Here is a 15482-nt window from a genome sequence, read left to right on the forward strand (position 1 = left end):
AACATCCGGCGCCCGCCAAACCTTAGTCAGGTCAGCTCAACTTCGCTGACTGGGGAGAGATCATGGCATCGACGTCCACACCGCTCACCCTGCCCGTGCTGCCGCTCGACGACGAGGTCGTGCTCCCGGGCATGGTCGTCCCGTTGGACCTCAAGGACACCGAGGTGCGCGCCGCGGTCGAGGCCGCCCGCGCGGCGGCCGGGGCCGGGAGGCCCGAGGTACTGCTCGTCCCGCGGGTGGACGGCTCGTACGCGGCCGTCGGCACGCTGGCCACCGTCGAGCAGGTCGGCCGGCTGGCCGACGGCGACCCGGCCGCGCTGGTCCGCGCCGTGCGCCGGGTCCGGATCGGCGTCGGCACCACCGGGCCCGGCGCCGCGCTCTGGGTGGAGACCACGCCGTTCCGCGAGTCCGCCGTCGCCACCCCGCTGACCGGCCGCTCCGCCGAGCTGGTCAGGGAGTACAAGACGCTCTCCACCCAGTGGCTGCGCAAGCGCGGCGCCTGGCAGATCGTCGACCGGGTGGCCCAGATCGAGGGCGTCGGCGAGCTGGCCGACAACATCGGCTACGCGCCCTTCGCCACCGCCGAGCAGAAGCTCAAGGTGCTGCTGGAGGCGGACCAGACGGCCCGCCTGGAGTACGCGCTGACGCTGCTGCGCGACCACCTCGCCGAGGAGGAGGTCAACGACACCATCCGCAAGGACGTCGAGGAGGGCGTCGCCAAGCAGCAGAAGGAGTTCCTGCTCCGCCGCCAGCTGGAGGCCGTCCGCAAGGAGCTGGCCGAGCTGAACGGAGACCCGGCCGACGAGGAGGGCGACTACCGCGCCCGGGTCGAGGCCGCGGACCTGCCCGAGAAGGTCCGCGAGGCCGCCCTCAAGGAGGTCGACAAGCTGGAGCGCGCCTCCGACCAGTCGCCCGAGGGCTCCTGGATCCGCACCTGGCTGGACACCGTCCTGGAGCTCCCGTGGAGCGAGCGCACCGAGGACGCCTACGACATCGCCGGCGCCCGCGCGGTGCTGGACGCGGACCACGCCGGTCTCGCCGACGTCAAGGACCGGATCGTCGAGTACCTCGCGGTGCGCAAGCGCCGGGCCGACCAGGGGCTCGGCCTGGTCGGCGGCCGACGCGGCGGCGCGGTGCTGGCGCTGGTCGGCCCGCCCGGCGTCGGCAAGACCTCGCTCGGCGAGTCGGTGGCCCGCGCCATGGGGCGCAAGTTCGTCCGGGTCGCGCTCGGCGGCGTCCGGGACGAGGCGGAGATCCGCGGCCACCGGCGCACCTACGTCGGCGCGCTGCCCGGCCGCCTGGTGCGGGCCGTCAAGGAGGCCGGCTCGATGAACCCGGTCGTCCTGCTGGACGAGATCGACAAGGTCGGCTCCGACTACCGGGGCGACCCGGCGGCCGCGCTGCTGGAGGTGCTGGACCCGGCGCAGAACCACACCTTCCGCGACCACTACCTGGAGGTCGAGCTGGACCTCTCCGACGTGGTCTTCCTCGCCACCGCCAACGTGTTGGAGGCCATCCCCGAGCCGCTGCTCGACCGGATGGAGCTGGTCCGGCTCGACGGCTACACCGAGGACGAGAAGGTCGTCATCGCCCGGGACCACCTGCTCCCGCGCCAGCTGGAGAAGGCGGGCCTGCGCAGCGAGGAGGTCGCGGTCGACGAGGCGGCGCTGCGCCGGCTGGCCGGGGAGTACACCCGCGAGGCGGGCGTCCGCAACCTCGAGCGCTCGATCGCCCGGGTGCTGCGCAAGGTCGCCGCGCAGAGCGAGCTGGGCGAGCGGAAGCTGCCCGCCGCGATCGGCGCCGACGAGCTGCGGGCCCTGATCGGCCGGCCGCACCACGTCCCCGAGGCCGCCCAGGAGCCGGCCGAGCGGCGCACCGCCGTCCCCGGGGTGGCCACCGGACTCGCGGTGACCGGCGCCGGCGGCGACGTCCTCTACATCGAGGCCTCGCTCGCCGACGCCGAGACCGGCGGCACCGGGCTCACCCTGACCGGACAGCTGGGGGACGTCATGAAGGAGTCCGCGCACATCGCGCTCTCCTTCCTGCGCTCGCGCGGCGCCGAGCTGGAGCTGCCGGTCACCTCGCTGCGGGACCGCGGCGTCCACCTGCACGTCCCCGCCGGGGCCGTGCCCAAGGACGGCCCGAGCGCCGGCATCACCATGACGACCGCGCTGGCCTCACTGCTCTCCGGCCGCCGGGTGCGCACCGACGTGGCGATGACGGGCGAGGTCTCGCTGACCGGGCGGGTGCTGCCGATCGGCGGGGTGAAGCAGAAGCTGCTCGCCGCCGACCGGGCCGGGGTCAGCACGGTGATCATCCCCAAGCGCAACGAGGCCGACCTGGACGACGTCCCGGCCGAGGTGCTGGAGCGGCTCACCGTCCACCCGGTCGCGGACGTCCGGGAGGTGCTGAAGCTGGCCCTGGAGCCGGCCGAGGTGCTGGTGGCGGCCTGACGGAGGATCACCGGGCGGCCCGGCGGGGGGAGATGCCCCGCCGGGCCGCGGCCCGCTCTCTGAGACGGCCCTTGTGAGACACCCCGTCAGTGCGACACGCTGACGGGGTGAATCGCCATGTGTACCTGAGCCGTCGACTCGACGTCGACCTGGCGTACGCATGCTCCGCGATCTGTCGCCGCGCCGTCTGACCAGTGCGGTGATCCGCCCGGCCCCCGCCGGGACGCCCCAGCCGGGTGGAACGCACCGCCGTGCGCGGTACACCGTTTTCCACTCATCCGATGGGACATCTCCATGCGCTTCGCGCTGCCCACGCGCGCCGCCGTACTCGCGGCCGCCGCTCTCCTGCCGGTGGCCGCCGGCCCGGCCCACGCCGACCCGGCCCCCGGTCCGCTGCCGGTCCAGGCCGGCCCGGCCTTCGGCCCGATGCCGCCGCACAACCCGTACGCGGGCCCCGACGGCACCGCCACCATGCACGGCGACACCGGCTCCTCGGACGCCACCCCGCTGCCCGGGCCGAAGGCCGGACCGCTCGGCTCCGACCGGGTGGCCCTGCAGTCCGCCTGCCCGACGGTGCTGGTCGGCTCCGACGGCCTCCCCGTCGCGCTCTGCACCACGATCTTCGGGCTCACCCCGACCGTCCACCTGCTCGACCCCGCCGACGGCGGCTCGATCACCGAGCTGCCGCTCGCCAAGGGCTCGCTGCTCGGCGGTGTCTACGCCTACCTGGACGACGAGAACCGCCTGGTGGCCGTCGACGGGGACCGGAACCTGCTGCGGATCGGCCACCACCGCACCGCCTCCGGCGCCTGGACGCTGACCGTCGACAGCCGGCTGTCGCTGGCCGGCGCGGTGCCCGCCGACGACGCCGTCACCGGGGTGTCGCCCGACTGGCAGGGCCGGGTCTGGTTCGCCACCGGCGGCGGGGTGGTCGGCACCGCCGACGACCGCACCGGCGCCGTCCGCTCGCTCGCCCTGCCCGCGGGGGAGAAGGTCGCCAACTCGATCTCCACCGCCCCGGCCGGCACCGCCGTCGCCACCACGCACGCCACCTATCTGCTCACCGCCGCCGCCGACGGCACCCCGCAGATCGCCTGGCGCCAGGCCTACGACCGGGGGCCCGGCCGCAAGCCCGGCCAGCTCAGCTGGGGCACCGGCTCCACCCCGACCTTCTTCGGCCCGCGGACCGGCACCGACTACCTCACCATCGTCGACAACGCCGCCCCGACCGTGAACCTGCTGGTCTACCGGACCTCCGACGGCTCGCCGGTCTGCTCGGTGCCGGTGCTCCGGGCCGGCGGCAGCGGCAGCGAGAACTCCCCGGTGGCCGTCGGCAACACCGTCCTGGTCGCCTCCACCTACGGCTACCCGTACCCGAAGCTGCCCGAGGACGCCGGCCCCAGCGTGCCGTCGTCCGGCGCCTTCGAGGGCGGGCTCAGCCGGGTCGACGTCCGCGCCGACGGCTCCGGCTGCGACCTGGCCTGGGACAACCGGGTGCGCTCGGCGGCCGTCCCCCGGCTCAGCACCGCCGACGGGCTGATCCACACCGTCCTGCGCAACCCCGTCATCCCCGGCACCCAGGCCGCCTCGGTGCTCGACCCCTACTACTACGCGGAGGTCGACCCGGGCAGCGGGGCGGTCGTGCGCACCAAGTACACCGGCGCGGGCTTCCTGTACGACACGCTCCAGATGGTCGGCTCGATCGCGCCCGGCGGCGTGGTCTACCAGGGCACCACCACCGGGGTGCTGCGGATCGCCGCGCAGTAGGACCGGCCGCTCCTCCCGCCCGGCCGGGCGGGAGGAGCGGCCCCGCGCCGGACGGGAGGGGCGGGGGACGCCGTGCGAGACTGCGAGGATGCCGTCCCCCACTCAGCGAGCCCTGGCCAGAGTGCCGGCCGGGCTGCGCCCGTTCCTGGTCAGGCACCGCAGGCTGGTGAAGTTCCTGCTGGTCGGGGGTACCTGCTTCGCGCTGACCACGGTGATCAACTTCTCGCTGAAGTTCACCGTGCTGCAGCACAAGCCGGTGGTGGCGCTCACCATCGCGACCGTGGTCGCCACCGCCGTCTCCTATGTGCTGAACCGCCAGTGGTCCTTCCGGGCGAACGGGCGCCAGCGCGAGGTGCTGTTGTTCCTGCTGGTCAGCGTGGTGGCGATCGGGGTCAACGACATCCCGCTGATCCTCTCGCGCTACGTCCTGGACCTGCGCGAGCCGCAGGTGGACTCGTTCACCCAGGAGGTCGCCGACTTCCTCAGCGGGATGGTCGTCGGCACCTTCATCGCGATGCTGTTCCGCTACTGGGCGATGCAGCGCTGGGTCTTCACCCGGCGCCCCGACCCGGCCGCCACCCGGATGGAGCAGCCGGCGCAGGCCGGCTAGATCCGATCGCGATGCTGGGAGCGGTCGGCGGAACGCGGTTACGCTGCAAGCATCCGGGCCCATCGGGATGTGCGGGAGCGGGGTGAAGGCGATGCGCGAGACGGAACGGCCCCCGGCCGGGCCCGCCAGCCAGCAGGGCATGCGCCGGTCCAACCTGGCCCTGGTCCTCGGCGTGATCGCGCGCTCCCCGCGCTCCCGGGCCGAGGTGGCCGCGGAGACCGGGCTCACCAGGGCGGCCGTCTCCTCGCTCGCCGAGCAGCTGATCGGCGCCGGCCTGGTGGTCGAGGAGGGCCCGGCCGCGCCCAGCGGCAAGGTCGGCCGGCCCGGCACCGCGCTGGGCCTCGACCCGCAGGGGCCGGGCGGCCTCGGCGCCGAGATCGGGGTCGAGCACCTGGGCGCCTGCGTGGTCGACCTGCGCGGCGAGGTCCGGGCCTGGCGCCGGCAGGAGATCCGCAACCGGGACCGCCGGCCGGCCGCCGTGATGGCCGACCTGGCCGAGCTGCTGCGCCGGGCCGCCGTCGACGCAGGCCTGCGCCCGGCCGGGCTGACGCTGGCCGTGCCCGGGCTGGTCGGGACGGGCGGCGGGGTGCTCCAGCGGGCCGCCAACCTGGGCTGGCTGGACGTGTCGATCGCCGCCGAGCTGCGGCTCGCACTGCGGGCGGCCGGCGCGGAGCAGCTGGCCGAGCTGCCGATGGGCGCCGACAACGAGGCCAATCTGGGCGGGCTCGCCGAGCTCTGGCTGGGCGGCGCACCGGACGACTTCCTGCACGTCTCGGCCGAGGCCGGGGTCGGCTCGGCGATCGTGGTCGACGGCCGGCTGCTGCGCGGGGCGCGCGGCTACGCGGGCGAGCTGGGGCACGTGCCGATCCGCCCGGACGGGCCGCTCTGCGCCTGCGGGGCGTACGGCTGCCTGGAGCAGTACGCGGGGGAGACGGCGGTGATGCGGGCGGCCGGCCTTGAGGGCGTCCGGGGCGACTGGGTGGCGCTGCTCGCCGAGCGGGCCGAGGCCGGGGACGAGGAGGTGCGGGCGGCGCTGGCCGGGGCCGGCTCCGCGCTGGGCATCGCCTCGGCCGGGGCGGTCAATCTGCTCGACCCGGCCGAGGTGGTGCTGGGCGGCGGCTACGCCCAGCTGGCGCCCTGGCTGCTGCCCGCGATGCGGGCCGAGCTGGCGGCCCGGGTGACCGTCCGCCCCTGGTCGGAGGACCGGCTGACGGTCTCCCGGCTGGGGCGCCGCGGACCGCTGCTGGGTGCGGCGGTCGGGGTGGTGCGGGCGATCGTCGCCGACCCGGGCCGCCTGGAGGGCTGAGGCCCGAGGAGGCCTGAGGCCCGAGGAGGCCTGAGGCCCGAGGAGGCCCGGCGTCCCGGCTACGGGTGGACGAGCTCCCGGCCGTAGCGCGGCCTGCGGAGCACGGCGACGAAGGTCACCGCGACGCCGAGCGCCGCCCAGACGGCGAGCACCAGCAGCGGCATGGTGAGGTTGGCGGCGTCGAAGTAGGCGATCGAGCGGGCCGCGTCGGTGCCCGCGCCGTTGGGGATCCAGGCGCCGATGGCCCGCCAGAACGGCGGCATCATCGGCGGCGGGAAGACCCCGCCCGCGCTGGGGTTGCCGAGCACCACGAAGAGCAGCACCGCGATCCCGATGCCGATGATGTCGAACAGGCACTCCAGCGCCATGGTGACGGCGCCGACCGCGAAGACCACCAGGGCGCCCAGTGCGGCCAGCCCCCAGATCGAGCCGGGCAGGGCGTTCAGCACCGATCCGACGATGACCGCGCCGCCGATGCCCGCCGCGACCGAGTACAGCGCCAGGCTGCCGAGCCGGATCAGCGCCCGGTTGGGGTTGGCGGGCAGCGCACCGGCGCTGATGCCGAGGATCGAGGCGACCAGGTAGCCCCCGACGCACCAGCCGATCACCAGGTAGAAGGAGGAGAGCCCGTTGGTGTCGCCCTTGGCCAGCGGCACCACGTCCTGGACCTTGACCGTCCGGCCCTGGGACTTGTCCAGGGCGGTGACGATGGTCTCGGCGGCCCGGGCGGCGGCCGGTCCGCGGGCGTTGGCGACCAGCAGGGTGTCCTCGGTGCCGGTCGGGTCCACCACCAGCGCGGCGTAGATCTTCTCGTCCTTGATCCGCTCGGTGGCGGTCGCGGCGTCGGGCGCGGTGACGGCCCGTACGGCGTCGTCGGGCACCGCCTCCAGCGCCTCGACCAGCCTGGGGGAGACCTGGGGCGGCGCGACCACGGCGATCGACAGCTCGTGCGGGCTGGGGTCGTGCAGGGCGCCGACGTACGAGGTGATGAACCCGAGCTGGAGCAGCAGCACGGCGATCACCAGCAGCGCCGTGCGGGGGGTGACCGCATCCTTCAGTTCGGCGACGAGTCCCTGCCGTGGGGCGGTCATCGACATCTCCTAACGTATGAGTGAAAAACGGATACTTCATATCATCAAGTAGTTGGTCGGTCGGGGATCCCGCGCCGGGTTCCGGCCATGGCCGCTGCGGGATACTGGCGCGGTGAGTGCGGCAAGTGCGGCCGGTGCGCCCGGCGACGAGGAACCCCTGATGGCGGTGGAGCGCGAGGTCGCGCTGCTGTTCCGGCGCGGCCGGGCCCGGGTGGCGGAGATGTCCCGGCGGGTGCACCCCCGGCTGGAGGGCATGGCGTACAGCCTGCTCGCCTACATCGAGCAGGCCGGACCGGTGCGGGTGACGGACGTCGGCGTGCACTTCGCGGTCGGCAAGGCCACCGTGAGCCGGCAGGTCAGGGCGCTGGAGGAGCTGGGCCTGGTGGCCCGCGAGGCCGACCCGCAGGACCGGCGGGCCGGGCTGGTCTCGCTGACCGCGGACGGCCGGCGGCGGTTCCTGGAGGCGCGGGGCGCCCGGATGGCGCGGGTGCGCGAGGTGATGGGCGGCTGGCCCGAGGAGGACGTGGTGCGCTTCGCCGAGCTGCTGCACCGCTTCAACGACGTGGTCGGGGAGGGCGTCGGGGCCTGACCGCGCCGGGACTTTGCCGGGGCTTGAAGAAAGTTGCCTTAGTCAACCATCGGGCTTATGGTTGCCTGAGGCAACGGTTTTTCGCGCCCTGCCTCCCGTACCCCGAAGGACCCAGATGACCCTCGCCGCACCCGCCGCTACCGGAGCCGCCCTCGCCGACGACCGACCCATGACGCACCGGCAGGTGATGGAGGCGCTGTCCGGCCTGCTGCTCGGCCTGTTCGTGGCCGTGCTCTCGTCGACGGTGGTCTCCAACGCGCTGCCGCACATCCTCACCGACCTGCACGGCGGGCAGTCCGCCTACACCTGGGTGATCACCGCGACGCTGCTCACCCTCACCGCCTCCACCCCGATCTGGGGCAAGCTCTCCGACCTCGCCAGCAAGAAGCTGCTGCTGCAGATCGCGCTGGTCATCTACATCGCCTCCTCGGCGCTGGCCGGCCTCTCCCAGAACACCGGCGAGCTGATCGCCTGCCGTGCGCTCCAGGGCATCGGCGCCGGCGGTGTCACCGCGCTGGCGCAGATCTGCCTGGCCGCGATGGTCCCGCCGCGCGAGCGCGGGCGCTACAGCGGCTACTTCGGCGCCGTGTTCGCCCTGGCCACCATCGGCGGCCCGCTGATCGGCGGCGTCATCGTGGACACCTCCTGGCTCGGCTGGCGCTGGTGCTTCTACATCGGCATCCCGTTCGCGCTGGCCGCGATCGCGGTGCTCCAGCGGACCCTCAAGCTGCCGGTGGTCAAGCGCAAGGTCAGGATCGACTACCTGGGCGCACTGGTCGTCACCGGCGCGGTCAGCCTGCTGATGATCTGGATCACCCTGGCCGGCAAGAACTACGACTGGGTCTCCTGGCAGACCGGGGCGATGGTCGGCGGCGGCCTGCTGCTGGGCGCGCTCGCCGTGGTGATCGAGAAGCGGGCCGCCGAGCCGATCATCCCGCCGAGCCTGTTCCGCCACCGCACCGTCGTGCTGGCCGCGCTCGCCAGCGTGCTGGTCGGCGTCGGGATGTACGGCGCCACCACCTTCCTCAGCCAGTACTTCCAGCTGGCCAAGGAGAAGTCCCCGACGATCGCCGGCCTGATGACCCTGCCGATGATCCTCGGCCTGGCCGTCTCCTCCACCGTGGCCGGCCGGCTGATCACCAAGTACGGCAAGTGGAAGGCGTACCTGGTCGCCGGCACCCTGATGCTGGCGGTCGGCTTCGGCCTGCTGGGCACCGCCCGGGCCGACACGTCGTACGGGCTGCTCTCCGTCTACATGGCGATCACCGGCATCGGCCTCGGCCTGACCATGCAGAACCTCGTGCTCGCGGTGCAGAACACGGTGCCCCGGGGCGAGCTCGGCGCGGCCAGCTCGGTGGTCACCTTCTTCCGCACCATGGGCGGCGCGATGGGCGTCTCCGCGCTCGGCGCCCTCATGAACAACAAGGTCTCCCACTACCTGGCGGAGAACCTGGCGGCCGCGCACATCCCGGCCTCGGGCGCCGGCGGCGGTGGCATCCCGGACCTGCACAAGCTGCCCGCCCCGGTCGTCCCGCTGGTGACGGACGCCTTCGGGCACGGTGTGGGCGTGGTCTTCCTGGTGGCGGCGCCGTTCGCGCTGGCGGCCTTCGTGACGGTGCTGTTCATCCGGGAGACGGTGCTGCGCACCACGCAGCAGGACTGACCCGGAACACGCCGGAGGGCCGGGGAGTGGATCCACCACTCCCCGGCCCTCCGGCGTACTGCTGCTACGTCCCGTGCTGGTTCCCGTGCTACTTCCCGGCGATCAGCGTCAGCCCGTAGACCACGGCCGCCGCGCAGGCGGCGAAGCAGGTGTACGCGCCGGCCAGGGCCAGCCGGCCGCCGGAGGCCGCGCCGGACTCCGAGCCGCGGGCGGACTGGGAGGCCTCGCGGCGGGACAGGGCCAGGATGCCGAGGGCGAAGACGGCGACCACGGCGACGGTGATGCCGAAGCTGACGCCGGCGGTCTGGGCCAGGGCGTTCCACTTGATGTGCATGGTGTCGGTTCCTTGGTGGTCGGCGCTCAGGCCGCGACGGTGGTCGAGGCGGCGGTGGGGGTGGCGGAGGCGGCGGCCGGGCCCACCTCGACCGGGGTGACGGTCTCGACCGGGGTCACGTCGTTGACGTTGTCCGCGCCGACCGGCTGGCGGCGGGAGATGATCCACATCGCGCCCGAGCCGGCCACCAGGGTGACGCCGACCAGCGCCACGCCCCAGCTGCCCTGCTCGGCGAGGAAGGCCGCGCCGCCGGCCACCGAGGCGGCGGCGGGCAGGGTCAGGCCCCAGGTGTAGACCATGCGGCGGACCAGGCTCCAGCGCAGCTCGCCCTTGGGGCCGCCGAGGCCGGCGCCCATGATGCCGCCGGAGCAGACCTGGGTGGTGGAGAGGCCGAAGCCCATGTGCGAGGAGGTCAGGATGACCGTCGCGGCGGCCGACTCGGAGGAGAAGCCCTGCGGCGCCTTGATGTCCGCCAGGCCCTTGCCCATCGAGCGGATGATCCGCCAGCCGCCCATGTAGGTGCCCAGGGCGATGGCCGCGCCGGCCGAGATGATCACCCAGGTGGGGGGCAGCGCGCCCTTGGGCAGGGCGCCGACCGAGACCAGGGTCAGGGTGATGATGCCCATCGTCTTCTGGGCGTCGTTGGTGCCGTGGGCCAGCGAGATCAGCGAGGAGGAGAAGACCTGGCCGGTCTTGAAGCCCTTGGTGGCGGTCTCCTCGTTGGTCCGGCGGGTGATCGCGTACGCCAGCTTGGTGGCGCCCCAGGCGGCCAGGCCCGCGACCAGCGGGGAGGCGACGGCGGGGATCAGGATCTTGCTGACGACGGTGTCGAAGTTGACGCCGTTGACACCGACGCCCACCACGGTGGCGCCGATCAGGCCGCCGTACAGCGCGTGCGAGGAGCTGGACGGAAGGCCTCTCAGCCAGGTGAGCAGGTTCCACAGGATCGCGCCGACCAGTGCGGCGAAGATGATCTCGGGGTGGATGCCCGCCTTCTCGTTGACGATGCCGCCGGAGATGGTGGTGGCGACCTTCACGGACAGGAACGCGCCCGCGAAGTTGAGGACGGCCGCGATGGTGACCGCGACCTTGGGCCGAAGGGCTCCCGTCGCGATGGAGGTGGCCATCGCATTGGCGGTGTCGTGGAACCCGTTGGTGAAGTCGAAGGCGAGCGCCGTGATGATCACAACGGCCACCAGGAACGAGATGTGTTCCATACCCAAACAATCGTCGTAGTTGTCGCACTGACGTTGGTGTCGCTCGCGACGGTAGGGACGCTCGGTGAACGGAAGGTGAACTGGATCGGGATTCGTGGTTCCGACAGTGTCGGAGGGGTTGCCGTAGGCTTTCCGTAGGGTGTCCTCACCCGTGCTGAGCTGGGCATTAGTGGAGAACGTCCCGGTTCGGGAGGGTTTGCTGAGACCTGTCTCACAGCCGAACCGGAGAATTCACCGACCCGTACGGGTGCGGTCTGTTTCCGGCGGGTAACCCATGGCAGGATCGGCGGGGATCCGGGGAGCCCGGGGATCGGCAGGGCGGGGAGGACACACCCATGGGCGGGGCTGCACAGCGCGCGGAGTCGGCGGGCATACGACCGTGGGTGCGGGCCGCCCTGCGCTGCGGAGCCGTGCTCGCGGCCGCCGCCCTCGCGCTCCCGCTGGCCTCCCAGGCCGCGTACGCCGCCCCCGACCCGGGCGCCACCCCGGGCGTCAGCGCCCTGACGGCCTCCCCCGGCGCCGACCCGCTCGCCGAGGCCAAGGCCACCCTCGGCCCGCTGCTCGACCAGCTGCACGAGCTGTACAAGAACGCCGAGGCCGCCAGCGAGCAGTACAACGGCAGCGTCGCCAAGGTCGCCGAGCAGCAGGCCGCGCTCGCCGAGCTCAAGGGCCGCCTGGACCGCCAGCAGAAGCAGGTGGACGCCGGCACCGACGTGGCCGCCCAGCTCGCCGCCGCCCAGTACCGCAACGGCTCCGCCTCCGCCTACGCCGAGCTGCTGCTCTCCAAGGACCCGTACGAGGCGGTCACCATCGCCGAGCTGCTCGCCGCGGCCAGCCGCTCCCAGTCCGACTTCCTCGACCGGCTGAAGTCCGACCGCGACGCCCTCAACGGACTGCAGAAGCAGAACGAGGAGGCGCTGAAGAACACCCAGACGCTGGTCGCCCAGCAGGACGCCGCCAAGGCCAAGGTCGCCACCGACCTGGCCGCCGTCGAGCAGATGGTCTCCTCGCTCACCGGCGCCCAGCGCGCCGAGCTGGAGAAGCTGGAGAAGGTCAAGGCCGACGAGGCCCAGCTGGCCTTCCTCGCCTCGGGCGCGCTCGGCCAGGGCGAGCGCACCCCGTCGCTGGCCGGCCGGGCCGCCGTCGCCTACGCGCTCGCGCAGCTCGGCAAGCCCTACGTGTGGGGCGGCGCCGGACCGGACGTGTTCGACTGCTCGGGCCTCACCTCGCAGGCCTGGCTGCACGCCGGCAAGCCCATCCCGCGGACCAGCCAGGAGCAGTGGGCCCGGCTCCAGCACCTCCCGCTGAACCAGCTGCGCCCCGGTGACCTGGTCATCTACTTCGAGGGCGCCACCCACGTCGCGCTGTACATCGGCGGCGGCCTGGTCGTCCAGGCGCCCCGGCCGGGCGCCTGGATCAAGGTGTCGCCGATCGGCTCGATGCCGATCCTCGGTGCCGTCCGCCCCGACCCGGAGACGGCCCCGGACGACCAGGGCGGCGCCTGGAAGGTGCCGGACCTCCCGGCGGGCTGGGACAGCGTCACGCCGATCGCGCCGAGCCCGGTCAACCAGGTCGCGGCCACCCCCGAGCCCGGTGCGCCGACCGCGCCCGGCACCCCGGAGCCGGGCACGCCCGCGCCGGGGACGCCGACGCCCGGGACGGCCACGCCGACCGACCCGGGGACGGGCCAGCCGTCCACCACGCCCACGGGGACGCCGACCGGCACCCCGACCGGGACGCCCACGGGCACGCCGACCGGAACACCCACGGGCACGCCGACCGGCACCCCGACGGGGACGCCCACCGGAACGCCGACGGGCACGCCGACCGGCACCCCGACCGGGACGGGCACGCCCGACCCGGGCACCCCGGCGCCGACCGCCACGCCCACCGGGACGCCGGCCGGCACCGTCAGCGGCACGCCCGCCGGCACCGGCAGCGCCTCGGCCACCGCCCAGGGCAGCGCCTCGGCGTCCGCCCGCGGCAGCGCCTCGGCCACGTCGCTGCCGTCCGGCCAGAACTAGAGCCTTATGCCTGAGGGGCGGTGGACCGCGGTCCACCGCCCCTCAGGCGTACCCGGGCTCAGCGCTCCCCGGTGTCCGGTTCGAAGCGGATCACCACGGCCTTGGAGGTCGGGGTGTTGCTGATGTCGGCGGTGGAGTCCAGCGGCACCAGCACGTTGGTCTCCGGGTAGTACGCGGCCGCGCCGCCCCGGGCGGCCGGGTAGTGGACCACCCTGAAGTGCGGCGCGCGGCGCTCCACGCCGTCCTTCCACTCGCCGACCAGGTCGACGTACTCCCCTTCGGCGAGGCCGAGTTCGGCGGCGTCGGCCGGGTTGACCAGCACCACCCGGCGGCCGCCGGTGATGCCCCGGTAGCGGTCGTCGAGGCCGTAGATCGTGGTGTTGTACTGGTCGTGCGAGCGCAGCGTCTGGAGCAGCAGCCGGCCGGCCGGCACCTCGGGCGCGGTGAGCGCGTTGACCGTGAAGTTGGCCTTGCCGGTCGCGGTCGGGAAGGTCCGGGAGTCCCGCGGCCCGTGCGGCAGGGTGAAGCCGCCGGGGCGGCGGACCCGGTCGTTGAAGTCGTCGAAGCCGGGCACGACCCGGGCGATCCGGTCCCGCAGCCCGTCGTAGTCGGCGGCGAAGTCCTCCCACGGCACGCTGTCCTGCGGGCCGAGCGCGGCGCGGGCCAGCCGGCAGACGATCGCCACCTCGGAGAGCAGGCCCGGCGCGGGCGGGCGCAGACCGCCGCGCGAGGAGTGGACCTGGCCCATCGAGTCCTCGACGCTGACGAACTGGGCGCCCTTGGCGGTGACGTCCCGGTCGGTGCGGCCGAGGGTGGGCAGGATCAGGGCCCGGGCACCGGTCACCACGTGCGAGCGGTTGAGCTTCGTGGAGACGTGCACGGTCAGCCGGCAGCGGCGCATCGCCGCCTCGGTGACCTCGGTGTCCGGGGTGGCCGCGACGAAGTTGCCGCCCATCGCGAAGAACACCCCGACCTTGCCGTCCCGCATGGCGCGGATGGTGTCCACCGCGTCGAGGCCGTGCTCGCGCGGCGGCTCGAAGCCGAACTCCTTGCCGAGCGAGTCCAGGAAGGCCGCCGAGGGGCGTTCGAAGATGCCCATCGTGCGGTCGCCCTGCACGTTGCTGTGCCCGCGGACCGGGCAGACCCCGGCGCCGGGGCGGCCGACGTTGCCGCGCAGCAGCAGGAAGTTGACCACCTCGCGGATGGTCGGCACGGAGTGCTTGTGCTGGGTGAGGCCCATCGCCCAGCAGACGATGATCTTCCGGGAGGAGAGCACCAGTCGGCCCAGCTCCTCGATCTGCTCCCAGGGCAGACCGGTGGCGGCGAGCACCTCGGCGCGGTCGGTGGTCCGCGCCTCGGCGGCGAACTCCTCGAAGCCGTGGCAGTGCTCCTCGACGAAGGCCCGGTCCACGCCGCCGTCCTGCTCCAGGACCAGCTGGTTGAGCGCGCGGAACAGGGCGAGGTCGCCGCCGAGCCGGATCTGCAGGAAGAGGTCGGTCAGCTTGGTGCCGTGGCCGACCAGGCCGCGGGCGTTCTGCGGGTTCTTGAACCGCTCCAGCCCGGCCTCCGGCAGCGGGTTGACGCTGACGACGGTGGCGCCCGCGCGCTTGGCCCGCTCCAGGGCGGAGAGCATCCGCGGGTGGTTGGTGCCCGGGTTCTGGCCGGCCACGATGATCAGGTCGGCCTGGTAGAGGTCCTTGAGGCTGACGCTGCCCTTGCCGATGCCGAGCGTCTCGGTGAGCGCCGAGCCGGACGACTCGTGGCACATGTTGGAGCAGTCCGGCAGGTTGTTGGTGCCCAGCCGGCGGGCGAACAGCTGGTAGGCGAAGGCGGCCTCGTTGCTGGTCCGGCCCGAGGTGTAGAAGGCGGCGCCGTCGGGGGTGTCGAGGGCGCGCAGCTCCTCGGCGACGATCTCGAAGGCGTCGTCCCAGGAGACCGGGCGGTAGTGGGTGGCGCCCTCGTCCAGCAGCATCGGCTGGGTGAGGCGGCCCTGCTGGCCGAGCCAGTAGCCGGAGCGCCCGGCGAGCTCGGCCACCGGGTGGGCGGCGAAGAACTCGGCGGTGATCCGGCGCTCGGTGGCCTCCTCGGCGACGGCCTTGGCGCCGTTCTCGCAGAACTCGGCGGCGTGCGTCTTGCCCGGCTCCGGCCATGCGCAGCCGGGGCAGTCGAAGCCGTCCGGCTGGTTGACCTTGCGCAGGGTGGCGAGGGTGCGGCGGGCGCCCATCTGCTCGGCGGCCATGCGCAGGCTGTGGCCGACCGCGGGCAGCCCGGCCGCCGCGTGCTGGGGCGCGGACACCCGGGGGGCGTCCTGCGCCGGGTCGCTCTGCGGGGCCTGCTTGGCCATGACTGCGCTCCTCGGCTCGTCATTCGTCCGGTCCGCCGCGCCGTCGCGGGGCCCGACCCCCATCCTTCCACCCGGCCGAGTCGT

The 15482-nt window shown here is 73.7% G+C and carries 11 protein-coding genes; 7 read left to right on the plus strand and 4 right to left on the minus strand.

Translation table 11 applies throughout. The features are described from left to right. Window positions 1–62 precede the first annotated feature (62 nt). The 4 genes from lon to ACIGZJ_RS07815 all read left to right on the plus strand — a co-directional run bounded on the left by lon (window position 63) and on the right by ACIGZJ_RS07815 (window position 6136). A complete protein-coding gene (gene lon, locus ACIGZJ_RS07800) occupies window positions 63–2453 on the plus strand; it encodes an endopeptidase La (protein ID WP_396456420.1) in 2391 nt (796 codons plus the stop codon). A gap of 294 nt (window positions 2454–2747) precedes the next feature. Continuing rightward, the gene (locus tag ACIGZJ_RS07805; protein ID WP_396456421.1) at window positions 2748–4220 is read left to right on the plus strand and encodes a hypothetical protein; all 1473 of its coding nucleotides are present in this window, start codon (window positions 2748–2750) and stop codon (window positions 4218–4220) included. Window positions 4221–4308: 88 nt separating this feature from the next. Further along, on the plus strand, window positions 4309–4830 hold the full coding sequence (locus ACIGZJ_RS07810) for a GtrA family protein (protein WP_396456422.1): 522 nt from the start codon (window positions 4309–4311) through the stop codon (window positions 4828–4830). A gap of 91 nt (window positions 4831–4921) precedes the next feature. Further along, window positions 4922–6136, plus strand: coding sequence for an ROK family protein (locus tag ACIGZJ_RS07815; RefSeq protein WP_396456423.1), 1215 nt, complete (start codon window positions 4922–4924; stop codon window positions 6134–6136). A gap of 59 nt (window positions 6137–6195) precedes the next feature. Here the strand turns inward: ACIGZJ_RS07815 and ACIGZJ_RS07820 are convergent, their stop codons facing one another. After that, a complete protein-coding gene (locus ACIGZJ_RS07820) occupies window positions 6196–7227 on the minus strand; it encodes an ABC transporter permease (protein ID WP_396456424.1) in 1032 nt (343 codons plus the stop codon). Window positions 7228–7339: 112 nt separating this feature from the next. On the opposite strand from ACIGZJ_RS07820, the gene ACIGZJ_RS07825 reads away from it, so the two are divergent. Continuing rightward, window positions 7340–7816, plus strand: coding sequence for a MarR family winged helix-turn-helix transcriptional regulator (locus tag ACIGZJ_RS07825; protein ID WP_396456425.1), 477 nt, complete (start codon window positions 7340–7342; stop codon window positions 7814–7816). A 115-nt stretch (window positions 7817–7931) separates the two neighbouring features. Then, a complete protein-coding gene (locus ACIGZJ_RS07830) occupies window positions 7932–9479 on the plus strand; it encodes an MDR family MFS transporter (protein ID WP_396456426.1) in 1548 nt (515 codons plus the stop codon). Window positions 9480–9567: 88 nt separating this feature from the next. On the opposite strand, the gene ACIGZJ_RS07835 is transcribed toward ACIGZJ_RS07830, so the two are convergent. Continuing rightward, the gene (locus tag ACIGZJ_RS07835; protein ID WP_396456427.1) at window positions 9568–9813 is read right to left on the minus strand and encodes a hypothetical protein; all 246 of its coding nucleotides are present in this window, start codon (window positions 9811–9813) and stop codon (window positions 9568–9570) included. 26 nt (window positions 9814–9839) lie between these two features. After that, window positions 9840–11030 carry an anion permease gene (locus tag ACIGZJ_RS07840; protein ID WP_396456428.1) on the minus strand — a complete coding sequence of 397 codons (1191 nt, stop codon included), beginning with the start codon at window positions 11028–11030 and terminating at the stop codon, window positions 9840–9842. A 335-nt stretch (window positions 11031–11365) separates the two neighbouring features. Between ACIGZJ_RS07840 and ACIGZJ_RS07845 the strand changes: the two genes are divergently transcribed. Next, window positions 11366–13054 carry an NlpC/P60 family protein gene (locus ACIGZJ_RS07845; protein ID WP_396456429.1) on the plus strand — a complete coding sequence of 563 codons (1689 nt, stop codon included), beginning with the start codon at window positions 11366–11368 and terminating at the stop codon, window positions 13052–13054. Window positions 13055–13112: 58 nt separating this feature from the next. Here the strand turns inward: ACIGZJ_RS07845 and ACIGZJ_RS07850 are convergent, their stop codons facing one another. Beyond that, entirely contained in the window at window positions 13113–15398 is a 2286-nt protein-coding gene (locus tag ACIGZJ_RS07850; protein ID WP_396456430.1) for an FdhF/YdeP family oxidoreductase, read from the minus strand. Window positions 15399–15482 lie beyond the last annotated feature (84 nt).

The organism is Kitasatospora sp. NPDC052868 (assembly GCF_044547105.1).
Lineage (GTDB): Bacteria > Actinomycetota > Actinomycetes > Streptomycetales > Streptomycetaceae > Kitasatospora.

Bases quoted from the DNA above. Each gene is read 5' to 3' on its own strand.
- lon (WP_396456420.1), top strand. From the start codon at position 63: ATGGCATCGACGTCCACACCGCTCACCCTGCCCGTGCTGCCGCTCGAC.
- ACIGZJ_RS07805 (WP_396456421.1), top strand. From the start codon at position 2,748: ATGCGCTTCGCGCTGCCCACGCGCGCCGCCGTACTCGCGGCCGCCGCT.
- ACIGZJ_RS07810 (WP_396456422.1), top strand. From the start codon at position 4,309: ATGCCGTCCCCCACTCAGCGAGCCCTGGCCAGAGTGCCGGCCGGGCTG.
- ACIGZJ_RS07815 (WP_396456423.1), top strand. From the start codon at position 4,922: ATGCGCGAGACGGAACGGCCCCCGGCCGGGCCCGCCAGCCAGCAGGGC.
- ACIGZJ_RS07820 (WP_396456424.1), bottom strand. From the start codon at position 7,227: ATGACCGCCCCACGGCAGGGACTCGTCGCCGAACTGAAGGATGCGGTC.
- ACIGZJ_RS07830 (WP_396456426.1), top strand. From the start codon at position 7,932: ATGACCCTCGCCGCACCCGCCGCTACCGGAGCCGCCCTCGCCGACGAC.
- ACIGZJ_RS07835 (WP_396456427.1), bottom strand. From the start codon at position 9,813: ATGCACATCAAGTGGAACGCCCTGGCCCAGACCGCCGGCGTCAGCTTC.
- ACIGZJ_RS07840 (WP_396456428.1), bottom strand. From the start codon at position 11,030: ATGGAACACATCTCGTTCCTGGTGGCCGTTGTGATCATCACGGCGCTC.
- ACIGZJ_RS07845 (WP_396456429.1), top strand. From the start codon at position 11,366: ATGGGCGGGGCTGCACAGCGCGCGGAGTCGGCGGGCATACGACCGTGG.
- ACIGZJ_RS07850 (WP_396456430.1), bottom strand. From the start codon at position 15,398: ATGGCCAAGCAGGCCCCGCAGAGCGACCCGGCGCAGGACGCCCCCCGG.